The sequence below is a fragment of the Paucihalobacter ruber genome, assembly GCF_006494535.1.
Classification (GTDB): domain Bacteria; phylum Bacteroidota; class Bacteroidia; order Flavobacteriales; family Flavobacteriaceae; genus Paucihalobacter; species Paucihalobacter ruber.
In genome coordinates this window covers 49,911-71,129 of record NZ_VHIQ01000008.1, presented here as the reverse complement: position 1 = coordinate 71,129, position 21,219 = coordinate 49,911, and the positions used below count along the sequence as shown (strand labels likewise).

The window sequence follows — 21,219 nt, the reverse complement described above, 5'->3', positions numbered from 1 at the left end:
GAGTAGCACATAGAATACACAGAGTTGCACGAAGAAATTGTTAGTTTAAATACAGTAAAACACAACACATGAAATCAGTTCTTTACCTTTTGTTGCTATGTTTAAATATCAACCTATTTTCTCAAAAGAAAGTATTAGATCATTCAGACTATGATATTTGGAATACCATTCAAAGAGAAACCATTTCACCCGAAGGTGACTTTGTGATGTATTCACTGGAAAAGGGTGAAAAAGATCAGCATTTAAAAATTAAGGATAACAAAGCCAAATTGGTGTTTGAACACGAGCGCTCAGAACGCGGTAGCTTCACCTATGATGGCAATTACGCCATTTTCACCATTAAACCGCGGAAAGACAGCATTACCGAAATGAAACGCCGTAAGGTTAAAAAAGAAAAAATGCCAAAGGATACTTTAGGAATTTTCGACTTAAAGAATAAATCCCTTCAAAAAATAGCCCATATTAAATCGTATCAACTCCCTGAAAAATGGTCGGGTTATGTAGCTTATACTTTTCAGTTAGACGAAAAGAAAAAACCTTCAAATAATGAAAAGTCAAAAGATTCAACCCCAAAAGATTCCACTAAAACCAAAAAGAAGCCAAAAGTTGCTGGTGACAAAACCGGATATCATTTGGTTGTTAGAAATTTGCAAACAGCTAAAGAAGACACCATTCCTTTTGTAACTAACTACATGTTCGCTAAAGAAGGAAAGAAGCTGGCATATACTACCACAGGCAATGTAGATAATGACAATGCCGGTGTATTTGTAGTCGATTTAGAAAATCAATCTACCCAACGAGTGTTTGCTTCGCATACCAAAACTACCTATCCGAAATTGAGCTTTAGCGATTCAGGAAACCGATTGGGTTTTATCGTCGATACCGATACAACTAAAGCATTTGTAAGGCCAAATCAGCTTTATTCGTGGAATTCTAATGACAATCAAGCAGAATTGTTGCTTGATAATAGTTCGGCTCCTCAAGGTTATTTAGTGTCATCTAATGGTAGTTTAAAATTCTCCAAAGATGAGTCTAGGTTGTATTTTGGATTGTCAGTGCCGCCAATTGTAAAAGATACCACCTTGTTAGACGAAGAGATTGTGAACGTTGAAGTTTGGACCTACAACGAGCCAAGGCTGTACACAGTGCAGGAAATACAGGCTGAGAGCGATCAAAAAAAGTCTTTTGAAACGGTTTATCAACTCAATACCAAGAACATTGTTCAAATCGCTACAGAAGAATTTCCTGATGCCAGAATTTCGGAAGAAGGTAACTCAAACTACGCTATTGTGAGTAATAGTATGCCTTACACGCTCCAAAGTCAGTGGACTATCAAACGTCCTGCAGATGTAGCCATCGTAAATGTCAATAATGGTAACGTCCAACCGGCTTTTAAACAGTTTTTTGGCAGCCTTCAAATAAGTCCTGATGGTAAATACGCCTACGGTTATCACGCTATTGACAGCACTTGGTACACTTACAATTTAGAAACTTTAAAATATACCGAACTTACTAGAGGTAAAGTATTTTATGACGAATTAAACGATTCGCCTATCGAGCCCGGTTCTTATGGTTTGGCTGGCTGGACCAAGGATGATGAATCTATTGTGATATATGACCGATTTGATATTTGGGAATTCAACCCGGAAACAGCTAATGCCAGCAAATTAACCGATGGCAGACCCAATAATATGCGCTATCGTTTTGTGAAATTAAACCCTGATGATAATTATATCGATACTTCAGGTAAATGGTTTTTAACTACTTATAATGAAGAAACTAAGAATTTAGGTTATTACGAATACAACTATAAAACCAAAAGCGGAAAACAATTATTAGACGGACCATTCCGTTATTCAAATCCGCAGAAAGCCAGAGATCATAATACCGTAATTTATAGTCGACAATCATTTACTGAGTTTCCTGATATCAGACTTTCAGATTTAAATTTTAAAAAACAAACGGTCATTAGTAATGCCAATCCGCAGCAACAAAATTACAACTGGGGAAGTGCCGAATTGGTGTATTGGACGTCTTTAGATGGCATTCCCTTAACCGGGATGTTGATTAAACCCGAAAACTTCGATCCCAATAAAAAGTATCCCTTATTGGTTAATTTTTACGAGAGAAGTTCTGATGGATTGCACAATCACCGCATTCCAAGAGCCGAAAGATCCTCAATCAACTACAGTTTTTACACCAGTCGTGGTTACGTTATTTTTAACCCCGACATCCATTACCGCATTGGATACCCCGGCGAAAGTGCACTTAACTGCGTTATTCCAGGTGTTACGTCTTTGATTGAAAAAGGCTTTATTGACAAAGACCGAATTGGTACACAGGGTCACAGTTGGGGCGGTTATCAAATAGCCTATTTAGTGACCAAAACCGATATTTTTAAGGCAGCTGAGTCTGGTGCTCCGGTAGCGAATATGATTAGCGCTTATGGCGGTATTAGATGGCAAACAGGTTTAAGTCGTCAATTTCAATACGAGCACACCCAAAGTAGAATAGGAGGTACGCCATGGGATTATCCGCAACGCTATGTTGAGAATTCGCCTATTTTCAACATCGATAAAATAAATACACCTTTACTTATTATGCATAACGACGCCGATGGTCATGTGCCATGGTATCAGGGAATTGAATTTTTTACAAGTTTACGACGTTTAGGAAAGGCGTCATGGATGCTCAATTATAACGGTGAGCCTCACTGGCCTTTAAAAATGCAAAACCGAAAAGATTTCAATATTAGAATGGCGCAGTTTTTTGATTATTATTTAAAAGATGCGCCCAAACCCAAATGGATGGAAAGCGGTGTGCCGGCTTTGGAAAAAGGCATTCATCAAGGATATGAACTCATAGAAAAAGAATAAATCATGCTAAAAAAAATCAACTGGGCCGAAGTGCCTGTAGAACAAGTTACCGAAAAAATGCAACGCCAAATGATTTACGGCGATAAAGTTATGGTTGCTAAAATGAAATTTAAAGACGGCTTTTTGGTGCCGCTTCACCATCACGAAAACGAACAGGTTACTCAGGTAATATCAGGTACCATTCGTTTTTGGTTTGGAGCTGACAAGGAGCAAACTATGGATTTAGGCCCTGGTGATTCTGTAGTCATTCCATCTCATTTACCTCACGAGGCCTTAATGATTGGGGATGTGGAAGAAGTAGATACCTGGTCGCCCATACGCGCCGACTGGTTAGATGGTACCGATGATTATTTAAGAAAGTAACTCGTGGACTTAGGTTTAAAAAACAAGATAGCTTTTGTGGCAGCCTCCAGTGATGGATTAGGAAAGGCTGTTGCCATGGAACTAGCTCAAGAAGGTGCAAGAGTCATTATTAATGGTCGGAATCCCGATCGATTGGGAGCGACTCAAAAAGAAATTGAGGTGGCTTGTAATTACAAAGTTCTCGCCATTGCAGGTGATTTATCAAACCCAACCGAACGGGCCAAAGTACTAGAATCTATTTTTAAAGAAGTCAATCATATCGATATTTTAGTTACCAATACAGGTGGTCCACCGGCAGGCAGGTTTGAAGATTTGTCACTCGATCAGTGGCATCAGACCTATCAACTACTACTAGAAAGTGCTGTAGCCTTAATTCAAGCTGTACTTCCCGGGATGAAACAACAACAATGGGGTAGAATTATTGCGATTACCTCTCAGGCCGTGAAGCAACCGGTTGATAATCTAATTTTATCGAATTCGGTGCGGGCTTCGGTAGTTGGATTAGTAAAAAGTTTATCTAACGAACTAGGTATTTACAATATTACGGTTAACAACGTCATGCCCGGCTATACCAAAACTAACAGGTTGTTATCTTTAATAGATACCAATCCCGATTTTAAAGATGCCATCAACGAAATCCCCTTAAAACGATTCGGAAATCCCGAAGAATTTGCTGCAGCTGTTACCTTTTTAGCAAGCGAACGAGCTAGTTATATTACAGGGACTTCATTGGCGGTTGATGGTGGTTGGATAAAAAGCATGCTATAACACAAGATGATGAATCTAAGGAATAAAAAAATTTTAGTTACCGGCGCTTCAAAAGGTATTGGCTATGCCATTGCCGATTATTTAATGCAACATGGCGCCAATGTTGCTGTACATTTTAATAGTGGACAAGACGCGGCTCGAGAATTGGTCATTAAGTATCCAAATACCGAGTCTCGTTGTTTTCAAGCTGATTTGAGCAAACCGGAATCCGTAAAAACATTATTTGATGATGTTGTTTCTACTTATGGCAATCTTGATAGTGTGGTTTTAAATGCCGGTGTTTTTGTAGCGCATCCAATTACGGATTCTATTGATAATTGGTTCGAGGTTTGGAAAACAACTTTAGCTATAAATCTTGATTCGGTTGGATTACTCACTAAATTAGGGATTGACCACTTCAAATCTCAAGCTGCGGGTGGTCGATTTATTTATATTGGTAGCAGAGCCACGTTTAGAGGTGAAACACAAGAATACTTAGCCTATGCAGCGTCTAAAGGCGGTTTAACTTCTTTGGCGCGAAGTGTTGCACGTTCATTTGGTAAAGATAATATCAAGGCTTTTGTAGTTGCTCCGGGATTTACACGTACGCAAATGGCTGAAGCATTTATAGATACCTATGGAGAAGAACGTATTTTAAGTGAAATAGCTTTGAATGAACTCACCACACCAGAAGATATAGCGCCATTGGTGGGGTTGATGTGTAGCGGACAAATGGATCACGCTACCGGCGCTACCATTGATGTGAATGCGGGAAGCCATATTAGGTGAAAAGCTAGTTGTACTTTAAAAGAGGATTTACGTTTCAGAAATTTGGAAAGTAATAAATAACAAATAATAAGATTATGAAGGCATTGACCATCACTATTAATCCCAGTGTAGATAAAAGTAGTTCTGTTAGTGGCATTGTTCCTGAAAAAAAATTACGTTGTGATAATCCAAAATACGAACCTGGTGGCGGCGGTATCAATGTCTCAAGAGCGCTAAAAAAACTTGGGCTTGACTCCTTGTCATTATTTACTTCGGGCGGTAGAACCGGAAAATTATTAGAATCGTTGTTGCTAGAAGAGAGTTTGCAAATACTCCCATTTTCGGTAAAAAATGAAACAAGAGAAAATTTTATTGTGGTTGACACGCTAACTAATCAACAATTTAGATTTGGATTTCCGGGCCAGCCATTTTCTAAAAATGAGCAAAAAATACTTTTAGATACCATTAACGCTATCAAAGATTTCCCTGAAATAGCAGTAATTAGCGGAAGTCTTCCAGATGGCGTTAATGTTGAATTGATGAAAGACCTCATTCAAATTTGCAAGAATAAAAACAGTAAGGTTGTTATAGATACTTCAGGTGAAGCTCTCACGGCCGCGGTAGAGGAAGGCGTTTATCTTATAAAACCAAACATTGGCGAATTAGCCGTCCTTACCGGTAAAAATGAATTAACGGTTCATACAATGGAAACCGCTGCAAAACAATTAATAAACAATGGTTCAGCAGAAATTGTTGTAGTATCGATGGGTGCATCAGGAGCCACCTTATTTAATAACAACGAAAAAATATATCAGCCTGCACCACTCGTAAAGGTTAGGAGCACAGTAGGTGCCGGGGATAGTATGGTAGCTGGTATGGTCTCCGCTCTGCTAAACAATAGCAGCATGAAAAACGTTTTGCGTATGGGTATTGCATGTGGTTCTGCCACTACGATGGCTGAAGGAACCGGACTGTTTAAGACTGAAAACGTTTATAAAATCTTAAAAGAACTGTCTTGACAACCAATATTTATATGAAGGTTATACGAAAAAAAGCATCTAAACTTTAAGTTTTTTCTTAAGACTGTTGACCATCAGAAAAATTGTACTTTTCATAGACTTTATAGTAGTTAAGTACAATATTATAAACTACAATTATCTAAAAAAACGCTTTAACAATATATAAAACCCGTACTTTCCGGCAATATTGGTCATTGTAATTACCCAATTGGCCGGTTTTAGGTCCTCTTTCAATTCGTTTTTTGTCAATTTCATTTTTTCTAAGGCAATCGCGCGCTCTAACTTTAATAGTTTTAGATGTTGATCGATTTCCTCAAAAGTTTGGTAATTTTTCATGGTTTATTAATCGAAGAATTTATGAGATAAAGTTTTAATTATCTTATTACTAATAAGGTGTCGGTTAAAATAAATGATGGCAGTAAACAACAAGAATATACCGGCAACAGATACATAACCTAAAGCTATGTTATTAAGTATATTGCCCAATGCCATAGCCGCTGCAAAAGCCAAGAAGAATAAGACGATTAGCAATAATCCACCTATAATTAATGCTTTTGCAATTAAACTAGCTGAAATTGTTAGCTGTTGAAATACTTTGAGTGTATAATATTCCTGAGTTTTTTTGATATAAGTTTCGCCGGAATCCGACATTTTACCGGTTGATTTACTTACGGATTCAAAAATATTCATGCTTATGCTTTTTGATATTTCTTATTTTTAGACTTAAGCTCAGCCAACTTGTTTTCAAGTGTAGTGATGACATCTTCAGTTTTGTGACTCATATCGGAAACTATAGATTCAACTTGTTCATCTAAAGTTTCTTTTTTATGCGACACCGTGTTTACAACACTTTCTTTCAAATGAACTGCCCCTTCCTGAATTTTATCTCTGGCAGCCTGGGCTTCGTCTACGATGCGCTGTCTTGTGTTAGAGCCTTTATCTGGTGCAAACAATATTCCTAAAGTTGCGCCAATGGCTGTTCCTGCTAATATTCCTAAAAGTGTACTACTGTCTCTTCCCATAATGTTTAAAGTTTTTGTTAATGTTAATATTTTGTCTTTGACTTATTTCAAAATTGTAATTGTATTTTGAAAATAAGATATCTATATAATACAATTATTTTTTGAATTAACAAGTTAATTTAGAATTACTTTAACATTCGAAGACCATTAGGAGTTCTGTGTCCAGGTAATAGTTGAGCTTAGTTGGTAGGGAACATATATTTTGAGAGATTAGAAGTTTTAGGCTTTCAATCTCTTGGTTTTTTTGTTGAACCAAAGCATTCAAAATTTGACGTAGGGTCAAATCATGCTACCAACGAGCCATTGCCAATTGTAATCAAGTAACCTATCTATACATAACACTTTTTATGTTTACAAATTCTTTAAGTCCAAAACCACCGTGTTCTCGGCCGTATCCAGATTCTTTAACACCACCAAATGGCATGGCAGGATCGGCCAAACCAAAAGAATTGATAAATACCATACCCGTATCGAAGTATTTCTCGGCTATTTCGAAAGCGGCCTCTTCGTTTTTAGAGAAGATTCCTCCACCAAGTCCAAAGCGACTGTCATTGGCAATGCGCATAGCATCTTTGTTGTTTTTAGCTTTTATTAAGGATGCTACCGGCCCGAAGAGTTCATCTTCATAAGCTGGCTGACCCGGTTTTACATTTTCCAAAACTGTTGCTGGATAGAAAAAGCCATTTCCGTTGGGTATTTTTCCTCCGCAGGCTATTTTGGCACCTTTCTTTACACTTTCCACCACTTGTTGGTGCAGTTCATTGCGAAGATCTTCACGTGCTATTGGGCCCAATTGCGTACTTTTGATATTGGGGTTGCCAGTTTTGACATTGCTCATGGCTTCTACAAATTTATCCCGAAATTCATCATACACCTTTTCCACGACAATGAAGCGCTTAGCTGCAATACAGGTTTCACCGTTGTTATAAATACGTCCTTTTACGCAGGCTTTTACGGCAAGGTTAATATCGGCATCCTCAAAAACCAGATAGGCATCGTTGCTTCCCAATTCTAATACCGATTTTTTCAATGCGGCGCTTGCTTTTTGTCCGATATTTTTTCCTGCATCTGGACTTCCGGTAAGTGTAACGCCTCGCACTAGTTTATTTGTTATCACAGTATCTGACTGATCGTGGTTAATAACCAACACGGTAAACAAACCGTCTGGAATATCGGTTTTTTGGTAAATTTGTTCAAGTAGCTTACCTGATCCCGTTACATTTGAGGCGTGCTTCAACAACACACCGTTACCAGCCATAAGGCTTGCAATGGAATAGCGCACCACTTGATAGCTAGGATAATTCCATGGCTGTATGCCGTATACGACTCCTATAGGTGCATAAGTTATGCGTCCTTTATTGTCGTTTACCATCTCCCGATCTTCTGTTTTTAATTCTTTTGGTCCTATCTTAGCCGTATAGTTGCAAATAGCAACGCATAAATCTACTTCCTGCCGACTTTGCTCTAGGGTTTTCCCCATTTCGTCGGTCATTAATTGCGCTAATTCTTCCTTCGACTTGATCAATTCTTTTCCAATGGATAGAATGATTTTAGCGCGATCTTTCGGCGAAATCTCTTTCCACGTTTCAAAAGCTTTATGGCATTTTGATATAGCCTTTTTAACAGCTTCGTCGCTCATGTAGGAATAATGATGCAGACTTTTGCCTGTTGTGGGATTGATAGTTTCTATTGTTTTTTCTTTTTTCATGGTGTTTATTTTTGATCGTCTGTTATCCTTGTTCAGTCGGCATAAGGTAAACATCGTTGATATTTACCCTGTCGGGCTGATTTAATGCATAGAAAATAGCATCGGCGATATCTTCAGCCTCTAGTTTGGTCATTTTTTGCATCTCTTTTAATTTTTCTTTTATATCCTCGTCTGTAATAGACTCAAATAGGCTTGTATCTACAGCTCCTGGCTCTATAGAGGTTACTTTAATACCATATTTAGGTGCCAACTCTTTTCGCAGTCCTTCTGAAAACATTTTTACTGCAATCTTAGTGGCGCAATACACAGCACCGCCAGGAAAGTAATTATGTGCTGCAGAAGATGAAATATTGATGATATGGCCGCCTTTGTTTTTTCGCATGGTGGGCAATACGGCTGCCACGCCATTAAACACACCTTTTATGTTGACGTCTACCATTTTTTCCCATTCATCGGTCTTCAGTTTTTCAACGTAGGAGAGTGGCATCAATCCTGCATTATTCACCAAAACATCGATAGACCCATATGCATCTAAGGTTTGAGAAATCGCTTTTTTAAAATCGGATGGTTTAGTAACGTCTGTTTTTACGACCATTGCTTTACCACCGTTTTTTACAATACTATCTTTAAGGGTATTTAGTTCATCTTCACTTCTTGCACACAATACTATAGAAGCACCTTCTTTGGCTAGTTTCATAGCCGTCGCTTTTCCTATCCCACTAGAGGCGCCTGTAATTATTACAACTTTGTTTTTTAAATTCATCTTATTTTTTTTAATTGTTAATTTTACTATTTCAATTTTTGTAAACTTACCAATATCAGGTTTGGCAATCATTACAGATTAATAATAGATGTTTATAGAAATCAAAGTAGTTGATAACTTGTTTCTTATGTAATAAGAATTTACAGAGAGGTAATATGGTTGCGCCACAGGTAGCGATCGGAAAACAAGTGCAAGGATTTATTACGCTGCCCAAGAAATACTGAATAGCTTCGAATTGACTTTGTCGTTAATATGCTATCGCGCGCTATGGTGATAGATTGTCGCAGTAGCGAGGTTATAATTAAACTTTATATAAACTAAACTGCACCTCCAAAAAAATAGGAAGTGCAGTATTCGCAAAATTCATAAATTTAAAAAGGCTTTTTTGAATTGGGTAAATTTACTGGTTTTGACTTTTTTGCGCCTTTATATACTGCAACGCACGCTCTAAAACTTCATCTTTATCTTTTTGCAAACCTTCTAGAGTAGGTTGTACCTCTATGTCTGGTTTTATTCCGATTCCCACGAATTCAGTGCCATCATACATGGCATCACGCTTAGAACAAACAAAACCTATACCACCACCGGGTAACGGATAGCCAAGAGGTTGACCGGTGCTACCACCTGTGGCTGTGCCTATTAAAATACCTCTATTGGCAATTTTAAACGCAGCACTAAAATCTTCAGCGGCAGAATAGGTTAATTCACTAATAAGTAAAACCACTGGTTTGTTATAGGTTTCTGTATGATAGGGTTTCCAGTCGTAGCTTATTTTTTTAGATTGAATGGCGTTTCCACCCCAAGCGCGTTCTGACGGATGGTAGGAGTTCATCAAGGTCAAAGACGGATAAAAAGGCTCTTTGGTTAAATAGCCAATAATCTCATGGCCCCAATGACCGTTTCCACCACCATTATGCCTGATATCAATAACCAAGGCATTGGTTTTCATTATTTCAGGAAAGTGTTTTTTGAATTCTGTAAAGGTATCTTCATTTACAAAGCTATCAATGATTAAATGTCCAACATTGCCAGGCAAGGTTTGGTAGGTTACCGGGGTTTTGGTGTTCCAGTCATAAGGAGAACGTGTAAAAATCTCGTATACCGATGTGCCTTTGTCGGTTTTAAAATCTAGCCTAACCGAACTGTTTTCCGGGCCGTTTAGTAAATCATGATAATAGATTCTACCAATACTGTCTTGTTTTGTTGAAAAATGAAGTGTTGGACTGATATTTTTAAGGATATAATCTTGTACGTGTACACCATCTATATATTCCAAAATCATTCCTTTTTTAATTTTATCGTAAGCAGGATCGGTTGATTTAATATCGTATACCACCGCTAGCCCGTTAAGTTCTTTAAAATAGATAGGAACACGATTAAATTTTTGTTTTTTTAAATGATACAACGGTGGTAAAACACGTGTATGACCATCCCTTAAATGCTGGTTGAATTGCATTAATACAGTATAGGTATCCATAATGTCGCTAGTGTTCATTACCTTAGGTATATAAGCCCGATACAAGCTGTCCCATTGCACATGAGGAATCAAATCGAAGTTGGCAAAGTTAAATTTGGCCTCGTGCCAAACAGTGCTAAGCGCTTGAATTTTTTCCTCCATGCTAAGGCTGTTGGTAACAAAGGTGGTATCGAACTCTATTTTTGGAAAGCGTTCATTTTGAATTTTTTGATATACAAGAGTGTCCAATTTTGGCTGAGAAAAAACCGACAGTCCACCTAAAATAGCAAAAAACATACAGATTGTTTTCATGACAATGATGATTTAGTTTAGTACAAATAAGACGAGCAACTAATATGTTTGTGACAGGAATGAATATAAATTTTGAAAGTGCTTAATACCAATATGGTAGCTCATCAAGAGAATTTAATCCAGATTTACTTGAACTATAAAATAGTTGTAAAAAGTAATTAGAGTTAATCTTGAACACCACGAACCTGTAAAATAAGAGATGAAATTACCTCGAATCTCATTAGATAGAATTATTTGAATTTACCGGCAAATTCTTTTGAACAAATTATCAATTATTCGAATCCGAATTTTCGTTTAATATTATTGACTAGTAAAAGAATTTTACTGTAGATGAACTCATTAGTTTTAACGTAGTTTAACGCAATGATACAAACCAAAATCAAAAACATGAATGCCCCAAAAACTGCTTCCCACGGCGCTAGGGTCTTTCCAATGAGCTGACTCAATCCCAAGCCGGTAAAACTTCCGTAGATAATTATAAAATGAATAACGTAAATAGATAAGGTTTTTTGACCAATTTTTAAAATTAAAAAATGCTTTAGGACATTTTCAAGTAAATAAAAAACAGCAAATAAAATCAGCACATCACCTAGTCTTGTAAAGAGATAGTTATAGCCGGCGCTTAATTTAAATACTTCAATACCAGTCATTAAATTAAGTTTATATAATATTAAAGATGAGTATTTTATTAATATGATGCCTGTTGTAATAAATCCAATGATGATACTGGTTTTAAACACATTCCGCTCTAAATAGCGATAAAATAAGGTGGAAATAAATCCGCCATAAGCCATATAACCAAACCACGGTAAAATCGTAAAAACAGATTTATTGGCTTTGCTCATATAATTGGCAATAGCAATTGGCAGGTGGCTTAAATCTAGATTTCGGTACAGAGGTTCTGTTACAAATATGACAGTTCCTAATACAAGCAGTAGAACTGAAAATATCAGTGTTTTTTTAAAGGTAATTAAATACAGTAGAATAATAATGATGAGCGATAATCCAATACACTGTAAAACATCCACTACAAGCCAATAAGTATCAAATTTACCTTCAAACCACATCAATATTGGTATACGCAACAAATAACCAATACCAATTAACATAATACCTCTAATGAGTCCTTTCTTAATTCTAAACCACTCTTCACCTTTTTGTTTGGCTTTAATAAGTAAATAGGTAAAAATTAAACCTGAAATTGTAAAAAAGGTAGGAGCGGTGATACCTCTAAAATAAGACCAAACGGTAAAAGCGGTATATTCATTACTTCTGAATCTTACTTCAAGTAATGCGTCAATGAAGTGGCCTTGCAACATCATTAAGATAGCAAAAGCACGAACGGCGTCAATAAAAAAGAGTCGTTTGGTACTCAAAAGTTGGAGGTTAATGTGCGAATTTAAAAGATATTATTGAGAATATGAATGTCAAATCTAACTGATGATGTATTTTTACGTAACCTAATTTATTTTGATTTGGATAAAATAAGTCACTTTTTAGCTGAACTCCAGAGTTTTGCATGGGGTTTACCTTTGTTAATATTACTTACCGGTGGTGGAATATATTTTTTAATTCGGTCTAAATTTTTACCATTTCAATATTTTTTTCATGCCATAAATGTCCTGCGTGGTAAATACAGCAACCCTAATGATCCAGGCGAGATTTCACATTTTAAAGCATTGAGTACGGCTTTGGCTTCAACCGTTGGTATGGGTAATATTGCCGGTGTGGCCGTAGCTATTTTTATTGGTGGTCCCGGAGCCATTTTTTGGATGTGGGTTAGTGCCATTATCGGCATGGCAACTAAATTTTTTACCTGTACTCTATCTATAATGTACAGAGGTAAAGATAGTGCCGGTAATATTCAAGGTGGTCCCATGTATATGATTACTGAAGGTTTAGGCAAAAAATGGAAACCTTTAGCAGTTTTTTTTAGTTTGGCCGGATTGATTGGAGCCTTGCCTGTATTTAATGTCAACCAACTAACTCAGGCTATAAATGATATTTTACTAAAACCGGCTGGCTTATTTTCGGGCATAACAACTAATTTAATAATTGGTGCAGTATTGGTAATTATAACCTTTATGGTGATTTTAGGCGGACTTAAAAGTATTAGCAATGTAGCTTCGAAGTTGGTACCTTACATGGTTGTGTTATACTTTGTAGCTGTTTCTGTAATTTTAATAACTTATATCGACGTACTTCCTTACTATCTAAAATTAATCATTACCGACGCCTTTAGTGCAGGATATTTTAAAGGCGAAGCCTTTTTGGGTGGTACTTTGGGTGGTTTAATTTTATTGGGAATAAGACGCGGTGCTTTTTCTAATGAAGCCGGAATAGGCACCGCACCAATGGCACATGGTGCCTCTAAAACCTCTCAACCGGTAAGAGAAGGTTTGGTAGCTATGCTTGGACCGTTTATCGATACCATTGTGATTTGTACCTTAACGGCACTGGCCATTCTTGTAACCGGTGTCTGGCAGAGTTCGCCGGCTAATGGCGTAAGTTTAACAGCTACTGCATTTACCTCGGCCATGCCTGTAATTGGAAATTATGTACTTTTACTGTGTATTGTTATTTTTAGTGTGTCGTCATTATTTTCTTATGCCTATTATGGCACCAAGTGTATGTCTTTTTTAATTGGTGACCGGCACAAATATCTTTATAACTACTTGTATTTGGGAAGCATTTTTATTGGTGCAACCACCACCTTAGATATGATGATTAATTTAATTGATTCCTTTTTTGCATTTATGGCCATACCAACCATGATTGTAACCATTATTTTAGCACCAAAAGTAGTCAAGGCTTCAAAACTCTATTTCAAATCGCTTTCTAACAAGACCTAGTTTTGTTTAATGATTGATGAAATTGGTTGGAACAATTTATTATTATTTGTATATATATTGCTAAATTACTATATTTATGCTAAAATTATATATATGGTAATTGAACAATGTCCTAATTGCAGCTCGAACCGGTACGTTAAAAGTGGGATTATTAATGATCGTCAACGTTATAAATGTAAAGACTGTAGTTACTTTTTTACAGTTAATAAACTGGGTAAATCTATTGATAATTATTATGTTAATAAAGCCTTGCAACTTTATCTGGAAGGTTTAACATATAGAGAGATTGAGCGTATTTTAGGGATCTCTCATGTGTCTGTTTTAAACTGGGTTAAAAAGTATAATATCAAAAGACCTCAAAACACTAATTACCATCCTACCTACAAGATTCTAAATCACGAAGAGCTTTCTAAATATTTTTCTCAGAAATCTAATTTATCGGGTGCAGGTACACTAGTTACTGAACTTGGCGATAAATTTATGCTCATCAAATGGGAACGTTTTAAGGATTAACTATAATTAATTAACGCATATATATATCGAATTTTATAGCATCAGTATAATTCAACAATTTGGCGGTAACTAAACCAACAAATTGAAAATTATGAGAAGTGTTTTTTTTACCTGTTGTTTGCTTTTGTCTATAGGCATGTTTGCACAGGGATCAATGGATTACGGTAACGGTTTAAAAATTAATTTAAACGAAGACGGCTCCAAAAATTTACGATTCATCTTATGGAATCAAATATGGATGCGATCTACCGACATGAATCCTGGAACCCTAGTTGGCGATGAACCTACCAGTAATACTGTTGATATTGGCAATCGAAGACTTAGAATTTTAGCTTATGCCCAAGTTTCTCCCAGATATTTAATTGTAACGCATGTGGGTATCAACAACCAATCGTTTATTAACGGTGGTGTTGCCGGTGGTGGCGGAACCGGTGGTAATGGCGCCGGAAAAAAACCCGGACTATTCTTTCATGATGCATGGAATGAATATGCCGTTTTTCTACCTCAAAAAGATAAGAAATTCAGTCTTACCATTGGTGCCGGTTTACATTATTACATGGGTTTGTCTAGAATGACTATGGGTTCTACATTAAACTTCATGGCTATCGATGCACCCATATTTAACTGGCCGCTTATAGAGGCTTCAGATCAGTTTGCAAGACAGGTAGGCTTATTTGCCAAGGGTAAATACGGGAAAATTGAATATAGAATGAGCGTCAATAAACCGTATGCCACCAATCTTCAACCGGTAGATGCTGCCGATGCCGGATTGGCAAGAGCAGTTGACAATAATGGCAACCCCAAATGGTCTACCGCAGGTTATTTTGAATATCAATTTTTAGATAGCGAATCTAATTTTCTACCTTTCAAAGTTGGCACTTACCTAGGAACTAAGAAAGTATTTAATCTCGGTGCCGGATTTTACAGTGCCGGAAACTCAACTCAAAGTTCTGTTAATGGCAATATCAATAATCACGACATCAATCTATTTTCGGGTGATGTGTTTTTAGATATGCCTATAGGAAAGAAGGAAAATAAAATGGCCATTACTGCTTATGGCGCTTATTACAGCTATGATTTTGGTCCGAATTACTTAAGAAACATTGGTATTATGAATATTGGCGTTAACGACCCCAATTTCACGGGAGCCAGAGCATTAGCCGGTGCAGGTAATGCGCAACCTACTATCGGTACCGGTAATATTTTCTATACCCAGGCCGGCATTTTACTTCCTAATAAAGCCGAAAAGCCTAAACTAAGAATTCAACCTTTTACTGCTTACACTTACAAAGATTTTGAAGCCCTTGACACCGGTTTAAGTAATTTTGATATTGGTGCTAACTTTTTTATAGATGGTCATCATGCCAAAATAACTACCCAATACTCTTCAAGACCTTTGGTTTTAAACAACGGAAATAAAACCTCAAAAGGAGAATTTATTATTCAACTTCAAATTTATTTATAACAACTAACAATCAATTATCATGTCTGAAAAACAAAAACACGCTACAGCCTATTGGAAGCAAAACCTAAAATATCTGGTTATTTTGCTTTCTATTTGGTTCGCCGTTTCATACGGTGCCGGTATCTTTTTTAAAGATGCACTTAACGCCATAAAAATTGGTGGTTTTCCTTTGGGATTCTGGTTTGCACAACAAGGTTCCATCTATGTATTCGTCATACTCATTTTTGTGTATGTAAGACTTATGAATAAGCTGGATAAAAAGTTTGGCTTCAACGAATAATTAAAAAATTAAATTCAAAAATCATGACAGTACAAATATGGACATACATTATCGTTGGGATCACCTTCGCATTGTATATAGGAATTGCAATCTGGAGTAGAGCAGGCTCTACAAAAGAATTTTATGTAGCCGGCGGTGGTGTATCGCCACTGGCTAATGGCATGGCTACGGCAGCAGATTGGATGAGTGCCGCCTCATTTATATCCATGGCGGGTTTAATCTCTTTTATGGGTTATGATGGTACAGTTTACCTCATGGGTTGGACCGGTGGTTATGTGCTTTTGGCACTTTTATTAGCACCTTATTTAAGGAAATTTGGAAAATTTACGGTACCTGATTTTATAGGCGACAGATATTATTCAGATACTGCCAGAACAGTAGCGGTTATTTGCGCCTTGATTGTTTCGTTTACTTATGTTGCCGGACAAATGAGAGGTGTAGGTGTTGTTTTCTCAAGGTTTTTAGAGGTCGATATCAATACCGGTGTGATTATAGGTATGGTGATTGTTTTGTTTTACGCTGTTTTGGGCGGTATGAAAGGTATTACCTATACTCAGGTGGCGCAATATTGTGTACTTATTTTCGCTTTTATGGTTCCGGCCATCTTTATTTCAATTCAAATGACCGGCAATCCAATTCCACAAATAGGAATGGGTGGTACCCTGGCAGATGGTTCGGGAACTTATCTACTTGATAAATTAAACGGATTATCAACCGAATTAGGCTTCGCCGAATATACCAGTGGCACCAAATCAATGATAGACGTATTTGCAATTACCTTAGCTTTAATGGTAGGTACAGCCGGATTACCTCACGTTATTGTGAGATTCTTCACAGTTAAAAAAGTAAAAGACGCCCGTAAATCGGCAGGATTAGCTTTATTATTCATTGCCATACTTTACACAACGGCACCCGCGATTGCTGTTTTTGCAAGAACTAACTTAATTGAAACAGTTAGCAATGAAGAATACACCAGTATGCCGGAATGGTTTTCGAAATGGGAAGAAACAGGACTGCTTGTTTTTGACGATAAAAATGCTGACGGAAAAATTCAGTATGTGGCCGATAAAGCTACCAATGAACTTACCATCGATAATGATATCATGGTGTTGGCCAATCCGGAAATAGCCGACTTACCAAATTGGGTCATTGCCTTACTGGCTGCAGGTGGTTTGGCCGCAGCTTTATCAACCGCTGCCGGTTTGTTATTGGTTATTTCGTCTTCAATATCGCACGATTTAATCAAAAAAATGATTAAACCGGATATTTCTGAAAAAGGCGAATTATGGGCGGCAAGAATTTCGGCTACAGTGGCTGTGGTTATTGCAGGCTACTTTGGTATCAATCCGCCGGGATTTGTGGCGGCCGTTGTAGCACTGGCATTTGGTCTGGCTGCTGCTTCGTTTTTCCCTGCCATCATTCTAGGTATATTCTATAAGAAAATGAACAAAGAAGGCGCCGTATCAGGAATGATTGTTGGTTTGTTATTTATGTTATTTTATATGCTGAAGTTTAAATTTGGAATTTTTGATGGCGGAAAGGCTGCCGTTGATGGACTCAAAGCCGATTGGTGGTTTGGAATCTCTCCCGAAGGTTTTGGAACCATCGCCATGTTGGTGAATTTTGCCGTAGCATTAACGGTTAACGCTTTTACCAAAGAACCACCCGAGCATGTTCAAGAAATTGTTGAGAATATCAGAATTCCTTCAGGCGCCGGAGAAGCACAAGATCATTAATAAAATTATAAAAACAGTATCGTATTTATGCGATGCTGTTTTTTTCTTATTTTTAAAGAAAGCTATTACACCTTGAAAAAACGTCACGAACAAAAATTAGTTATTCTGGCCATAGCACTGTTAGTAGTGCTCAATATTCCCGTGGTGTATATATTCGATGCCAATACATCTGTTTTTGGAATCCCCGCATTGTACGCTTTCATATTTTTTATATGGTTTCTGGCCATAGTTATCTCATATATTATTTTAAGTAAACACTATGAGTAACTATACGCTAATAGGAATTATAATTGTGTATTTGGCATTGCTGTTTTTCATTGCCTATTTGGCCGAAAGAAATGCCAAAAGCAAATACGTTAATAATGCGGTTGTCTATACCTTATCATTAGCCGTTTACTGTACTGCATGGACCTATTATGGCAGCGTAGGAATTGCCGCAAATTCAGGCATTAATTTTTTACCCATTTATCTGGGTCCTGTGATTGCTGCACCGTTATGGATTGTTATCCTTAGAAAAATCATTCGTATATCAAAACAGCACAAAGTAAGTTCCATTGCCGACTTTATCTCGTTGCGTTACGGCAACAACCGATTTTTAGGTGCCTTAGTCACGGTGTTGTGTTTATTGGGAATTGTGCCTTATATATCACTGCAACTGAAAGCTGTTTCAGAAACTTTTCAAATTTTATCAGCTGAAAATCAATACGTATCAACATCCATTTTTGATGATTCTACCTTTTATATCGCTGTTCTTTTAGCTGTTTTTGCGGCCTTTTTCGGAACCCAAACCACCGATGCCTCCGAAAAACACCGAGGCATTGTTGTTTCAGTGGCTTTTGAATCGGTTTTAAAATTGGTCTTCTTTTTAATCATCGGCATCTACGCCACCTATGTTTTATTTGATGGTACCGGCGATATTTTCGACAAAATGAGTCAAACCGAAAATTTTAGCAAGCTTTACAGCTTTAATGGATTGGAAAATGGCTTTACTTGGCTTTATACCATTATGCTATCGTTTATGGCCATATTTCTATTGCCGAGACAATTTCAGGTATCTGTTGTTGAAAACGTAAGAGAAAAACATTTAAAACACGCTATTTGGATGTTTCCGCTGTATTTGTTACTCTTCAATATTTTTGTGATTTACGTTGCGTGGGCAGGAAATCTTTCTATAGGTAATGCCGACTTAGCCGAATACTACGCCTTGTTGCTACCTTTACAAAACAATAATAATTTTCTAGCCTTATTGGTCTTTTTGGGAGGCTTTTCGGCAGTCATTTCAATGGTAGTGGTTTCTACATTGGCTTTGTCAACTATGGTGAGTAATAACCTTATTATTCCTTATGGTTTTCTCGATAAGTTTTTGTTAAATCACCCGGAACGCAATGCACGCTATATTAAAAATATACGCCGAATTTCGATATTTTTTATCATTATCGCAGCCTACGCATTTTATGTCAATTTATCGTTTTACTCGTCATTGTATTCTATTGGCTTAATTGCTTTTGTAATTATTGCCCAGTTGGCACCATCCTTTTTTATTGGTTTATTCTGGAACCGTGGTTCTTCAAAAGCGGCAGTTATTGGTATTTTGGGCGGACTGGCAGTGAGTTTTTATACGCTTATCATTCCTTTTAGCATTCAGGCGTTTAACGGCTCTAGTTATTTTGTAAACGAAGGTCTATTTGGTTTAGGTTACCTAAAACCGCATGCCTTATTTGGTGTTGATTATTTAAGTGTGCCTGCACATGCCTTCTTTTGGAGCATGTTAATTAATTTGTTTTGCTACTTAACCTTTTCATTGAGTTCTAAAGGAAATTACCGAGAGCGCAACTATGCCGAAATGTTTGTTGATAGCCGCAATTACAGTAAGCTTCAAGATAATGCATTGGTTTGGAAAGGTGAGGCTTACGTGGCAGACATTAAAAATGTATTGCAAAAGTTTTTGGGTGATCAGCGTACCGATAGAGCCTTGCGCATATTCTTCACCAAATACGATTTGCCACCCGATACCCAAATGGCCGATGCCAGATTGATTAATTTTTCTGAAAAATTACTAACCGGCAGCATTGGCAGCGCTTCGGCTAAAATATTAATATCCAGTGTGGTTAAAGAGGAAGAAGTGAGCCTGGTGGAAGTACTTAAAATTCTGGAAGAGTCTAAAGAAACCATCGCCAACAATAAATTACTCAAAGATAAATCGAATGAATTAATGCAGCTTAGCAATCAGCTTAAACTTGCTAACGCCGAATTACTTCAAAAAGACAAGCAAAAAGACGAGTTTTTAGATACCGTGGCACACGAACTTAAAACGCCTATTACCGGAATTAGAGCTGCTACAGAGGTATTACTGGACGACGACGATGAGATGCCAAAAGAAATGAGACAACGTTTTTTAGAAAATATGCTGAATGACTCCGACCGATTGTCGCGATTAATTCACAGCATTCTGGATTTTGAAAAACTCTCAACAGGAAGAGCGCATCTAAATATTGCTAAACACAATATTAGAGAGACCATTAAAAAATCGTTGGATAGTTTAAGTCAGCTAGCTGCTAAGAAAAACGTTCAACTGTGGTGTACCAATAAAAGTGATTATTATTTAAAGTACGATGAAGATAGAATATTGCAGGTGTTTACCAATTTAATATCTAACGCTTTAAAATTCACTGAGCCGGCAAAGGGAAACATTTACATACAGTATAAATACGATAATGGATATTTAGAAATTCAGGTAAGCGATAACGGCAAAGGTATTCCTGATGAAGATTTGCCATATGTGTTTGATAAGTTTTATCAGTCTAAAGACCAAAACACAAAAAAACCTCACGGCAGCGGACTTGGATTAGCCATTTCTAAACAAATCATAGACAATCACGGCGGTAAAATATGGGTTGAAAATAACGCAAAAACAGGTGCAACTTTCAGCTTTACATTACCTTTTGTGAAATAAAAAAGAAGACAGATGAAAAAGAGCATTTTAATTGTAGACGACGAACCAAACATTGTAATGACCTTGGAGTATACATTCAAAAAACAAGATTTTGAAGTTTTTATAGCGCGCGATGGTAGCGAAGCCATTCAAATTTTAGACACACACACGCCCGATGCGGTATTGCTTGATATCATGATGCCAAACATAGACGGTTACCAAACTTTGCAATACATCAAAAGCAAGGAACAGTTGTCGCACACCAAAGTCGTGTTTTTAACAGCCAAGAATCGCGCTTCCGATATGGAAAAAGGACTCGCCATGGGTGCAGATAAGTACCTCACAAAGCCATTTTCAGTAAAGAAGGTTGTAGCCGAAATTCAAGAGCTTCTAGAATAAATCATCAG

20 protein-coding genes are annotated in these 21,219 nt (G+C 37.1%); 13 read left to right on the top strand and 7 right to left on the bottom strand.

Features of this window, described 5'->3' with window-relative positions:
- The first annotated feature begins 68 nt into the window (after positions 1-68).
- The 5 genes from FJ651_RS14875 to FJ651_RS14855 all read left to right on the top strand — a co-directional run bounded on the left by FJ651_RS14875 (position 69) and on the right by FJ651_RS14855 (position 5,773).
- Positions 69-2,876, top strand: coding sequence for an alpha/beta hydrolase family protein (locus tag FJ651_RS14875; RefSeq protein ID WP_140991494.1), 2,808 nt, complete (start codon positions 69-71; stop codon positions 2,874-2,876).
- A 3-nt stretch (positions 2,877-2,879) separates the two neighbouring features.
- Entirely contained in the window at positions 2,880-3,239 is a 360-nt protein-coding gene (locus FJ651_RS14870) for a cupin domain-containing protein (RefSeq protein WP_140991492.1), read from the top strand.
- Positions 3,240-3,242: 3 nt separating this feature from the next.
- Positions 3,243-4,007, top strand: a complete 765-nt coding sequence (locus FJ651_RS14865; protein ID WP_140991490.1) for an SDR family oxidoreductase — start codon at positions 3,243-3,245, stop codon at positions 4,005-4,007.
- Between the two features lie 6 nt (positions 4,008-4,013).
- Positions 4,014-4,775 carry an SDR family NAD(P)-dependent oxidoreductase gene (locus FJ651_RS14860; RefSeq protein ID WP_140991488.1) on the top strand — a complete coding sequence of 254 codons (762 nt, stop codon included), beginning with the start codon at positions 4,014-4,016 and terminating at the stop codon, positions 4,773-4,775.
- A 74-nt stretch (positions 4,776-4,849) separates the two neighbouring features.
- The gene (locus FJ651_RS14855; protein WP_140991486.1) at positions 4,850-5,773 is read left to right on the top strand and encodes a 1-phosphofructokinase family hexose kinase; all 924 of its coding nucleotides are present in this window, start codon (positions 4,850-4,852) and stop codon (positions 5,771-5,773) included.
- A gap of 135 nt (positions 5,774-5,908) precedes the next feature.
- Here FJ651_RS14855 and FJ651_RS14850 read toward each other — a convergent pair whose 3' ends face one another.
- From FJ651_RS14850 to FJ651_RS14820, 7 genes are all read right to left on the bottom strand, one after another.
- The gene (locus FJ651_RS14850) at positions 5,909-6,109 is read right to left on the bottom strand and encodes a DUF6327 family protein (protein ID WP_140991484.1); all 201 of its coding nucleotides are present in this window, start codon (positions 6,107-6,109) and stop codon (positions 5,909-5,911) included.
- 6 nt (positions 6,110-6,115) lie between these two features.
- The gene (locus tag FJ651_RS14845; RefSeq protein WP_140991482.1) at positions 6,116-6,463 is read right to left on the bottom strand and encodes a hypothetical protein; all 348 of its coding nucleotides are present in this window, start codon (positions 6,461-6,463) and stop codon (positions 6,116-6,118) included.
- 2 nt (positions 6,464-6,465) lie between these two features.
- On the bottom strand, positions 6,466-6,795 hold the full coding sequence (locus FJ651_RS14840) for a YtxH domain-containing protein (RefSeq protein ID WP_140991481.1): 330 nt from the start codon (positions 6,793-6,795) through the stop codon (positions 6,466-6,468).
- Positions 6,796-7,120: 325 nt separating this feature from the next.
- Entirely contained in the window at positions 7,121-8,503 is a 1,383-nt protein-coding gene (locus tag FJ651_RS14835) for an NAD-dependent succinate-semialdehyde dehydrogenase (RefSeq protein ID WP_140991479.1), read from the bottom strand.
- 22 nt (positions 8,504-8,525) lie between these two features.
- Positions 8,526-9,266: an SDR family oxidoreductase gene (locus FJ651_RS14830; protein ID WP_246085385.1), complete on the bottom strand. Its 741-nt coding sequence runs from the start codon at positions 9,264-9,266 to the stop codon at positions 8,526-8,528.
- 400 nt (positions 9,267-9,666) lie between these two features.
- Positions 9,667-11,034 (bottom strand): S41 family peptidase, encoded by a 1,368-nt coding sequence (locus FJ651_RS14825; RefSeq protein WP_140991475.1) that lies wholly within the window; start codon positions 11,032-11,034, stop codon positions 9,667-9,669.
- A 272-nt stretch (positions 11,035-11,306) separates the two neighbouring features.
- A complete protein-coding gene (locus FJ651_RS14820; RefSeq protein ID WP_140991474.1) occupies positions 11,307-12,410 on the bottom strand; it encodes a heparan-alpha-glucosaminide N-acetyltransferase domain-containing protein in 1,104 nt (367 codons plus the stop codon).
- A gap of 48 nt (positions 12,411-12,458) precedes the next feature.
- On the opposite strand from FJ651_RS14820, the gene FJ651_RS14815 reads away from it, so the two are divergent.
- From FJ651_RS14815 to FJ651_RS14780, 8 genes are all read left to right on the top strand, one after another.
- Positions 12,459-13,886: an alanine/glycine:cation symporter family protein gene (locus tag FJ651_RS14815; protein ID WP_394348098.1), complete on the top strand. Its 1,428-nt coding sequence runs from the start codon at positions 12,459-12,461 to the stop codon at positions 13,884-13,886.
- Positions 13,887-13,979: 93 nt separating this feature from the next.
- Positions 13,980-14,399, top strand: coding sequence for a transposase-like zinc-binding domain-containing protein (locus FJ651_RS14810; protein ID WP_216746163.1), 420 nt, complete (start codon positions 13,980-13,982; stop codon positions 14,397-14,399).
- Positions 14,400-14,490: 91 nt separating this feature from the next.
- Positions 14,491-15,864: a porin gene (locus FJ651_RS14805; RefSeq protein ID WP_140991470.1), complete on the top strand. Its 1,374-nt coding sequence runs from the start codon at positions 14,491-14,493 to the stop codon at positions 15,862-15,864.
- A gap of 19 nt (positions 15,865-15,883) precedes the next feature.
- Positions 15,884-16,144 carry a DUF4212 domain-containing protein gene (locus FJ651_RS14800; protein WP_140991468.1) on the top strand — a complete coding sequence of 87 codons (261 nt, stop codon included), beginning with the start codon at positions 15,884-15,886 and terminating at the stop codon, positions 16,142-16,144.
- A gap of 23 nt (positions 16,145-16,167) precedes the next feature.
- On the top strand, positions 16,168-17,880 hold the full coding sequence (locus FJ651_RS14795) for a sodium:solute symporter family protein (RefSeq protein WP_140991466.1): 1,713 nt from the start codon (positions 16,168-16,170) through the stop codon (positions 17,878-17,880).
- Positions 17,881-17,952: 72 nt separating this feature from the next.
- On the top strand, positions 17,953-18,147 hold the full coding sequence (locus FJ651_RS14790) for a hypothetical protein (RefSeq protein WP_140991464.1): 195 nt from the start codon (positions 17,953-17,955) through the stop codon (positions 18,145-18,147).
- On the top strand, positions 18,140-20,833 hold the full coding sequence (locus FJ651_RS14785; protein ID WP_140991462.1) for an ATP-binding protein: 2,694 nt from the start codon (positions 18,140-18,142) through the stop codon (positions 20,831-20,833). The genes FJ651_RS14790 and FJ651_RS14785 overlap by 8 nt, the downstream gene beginning before the upstream one ends.
- Positions 20,834-20,845: 12 nt before the next feature.
- A complete protein-coding gene (locus FJ651_RS14780; RefSeq protein WP_140991460.1) occupies positions 20,846-21,211 on the top strand; it encodes a response regulator transcription factor in 366 nt (121 codons plus the stop codon).
- Positions 21,212-21,219 lie beyond the last annotated feature (8 nt).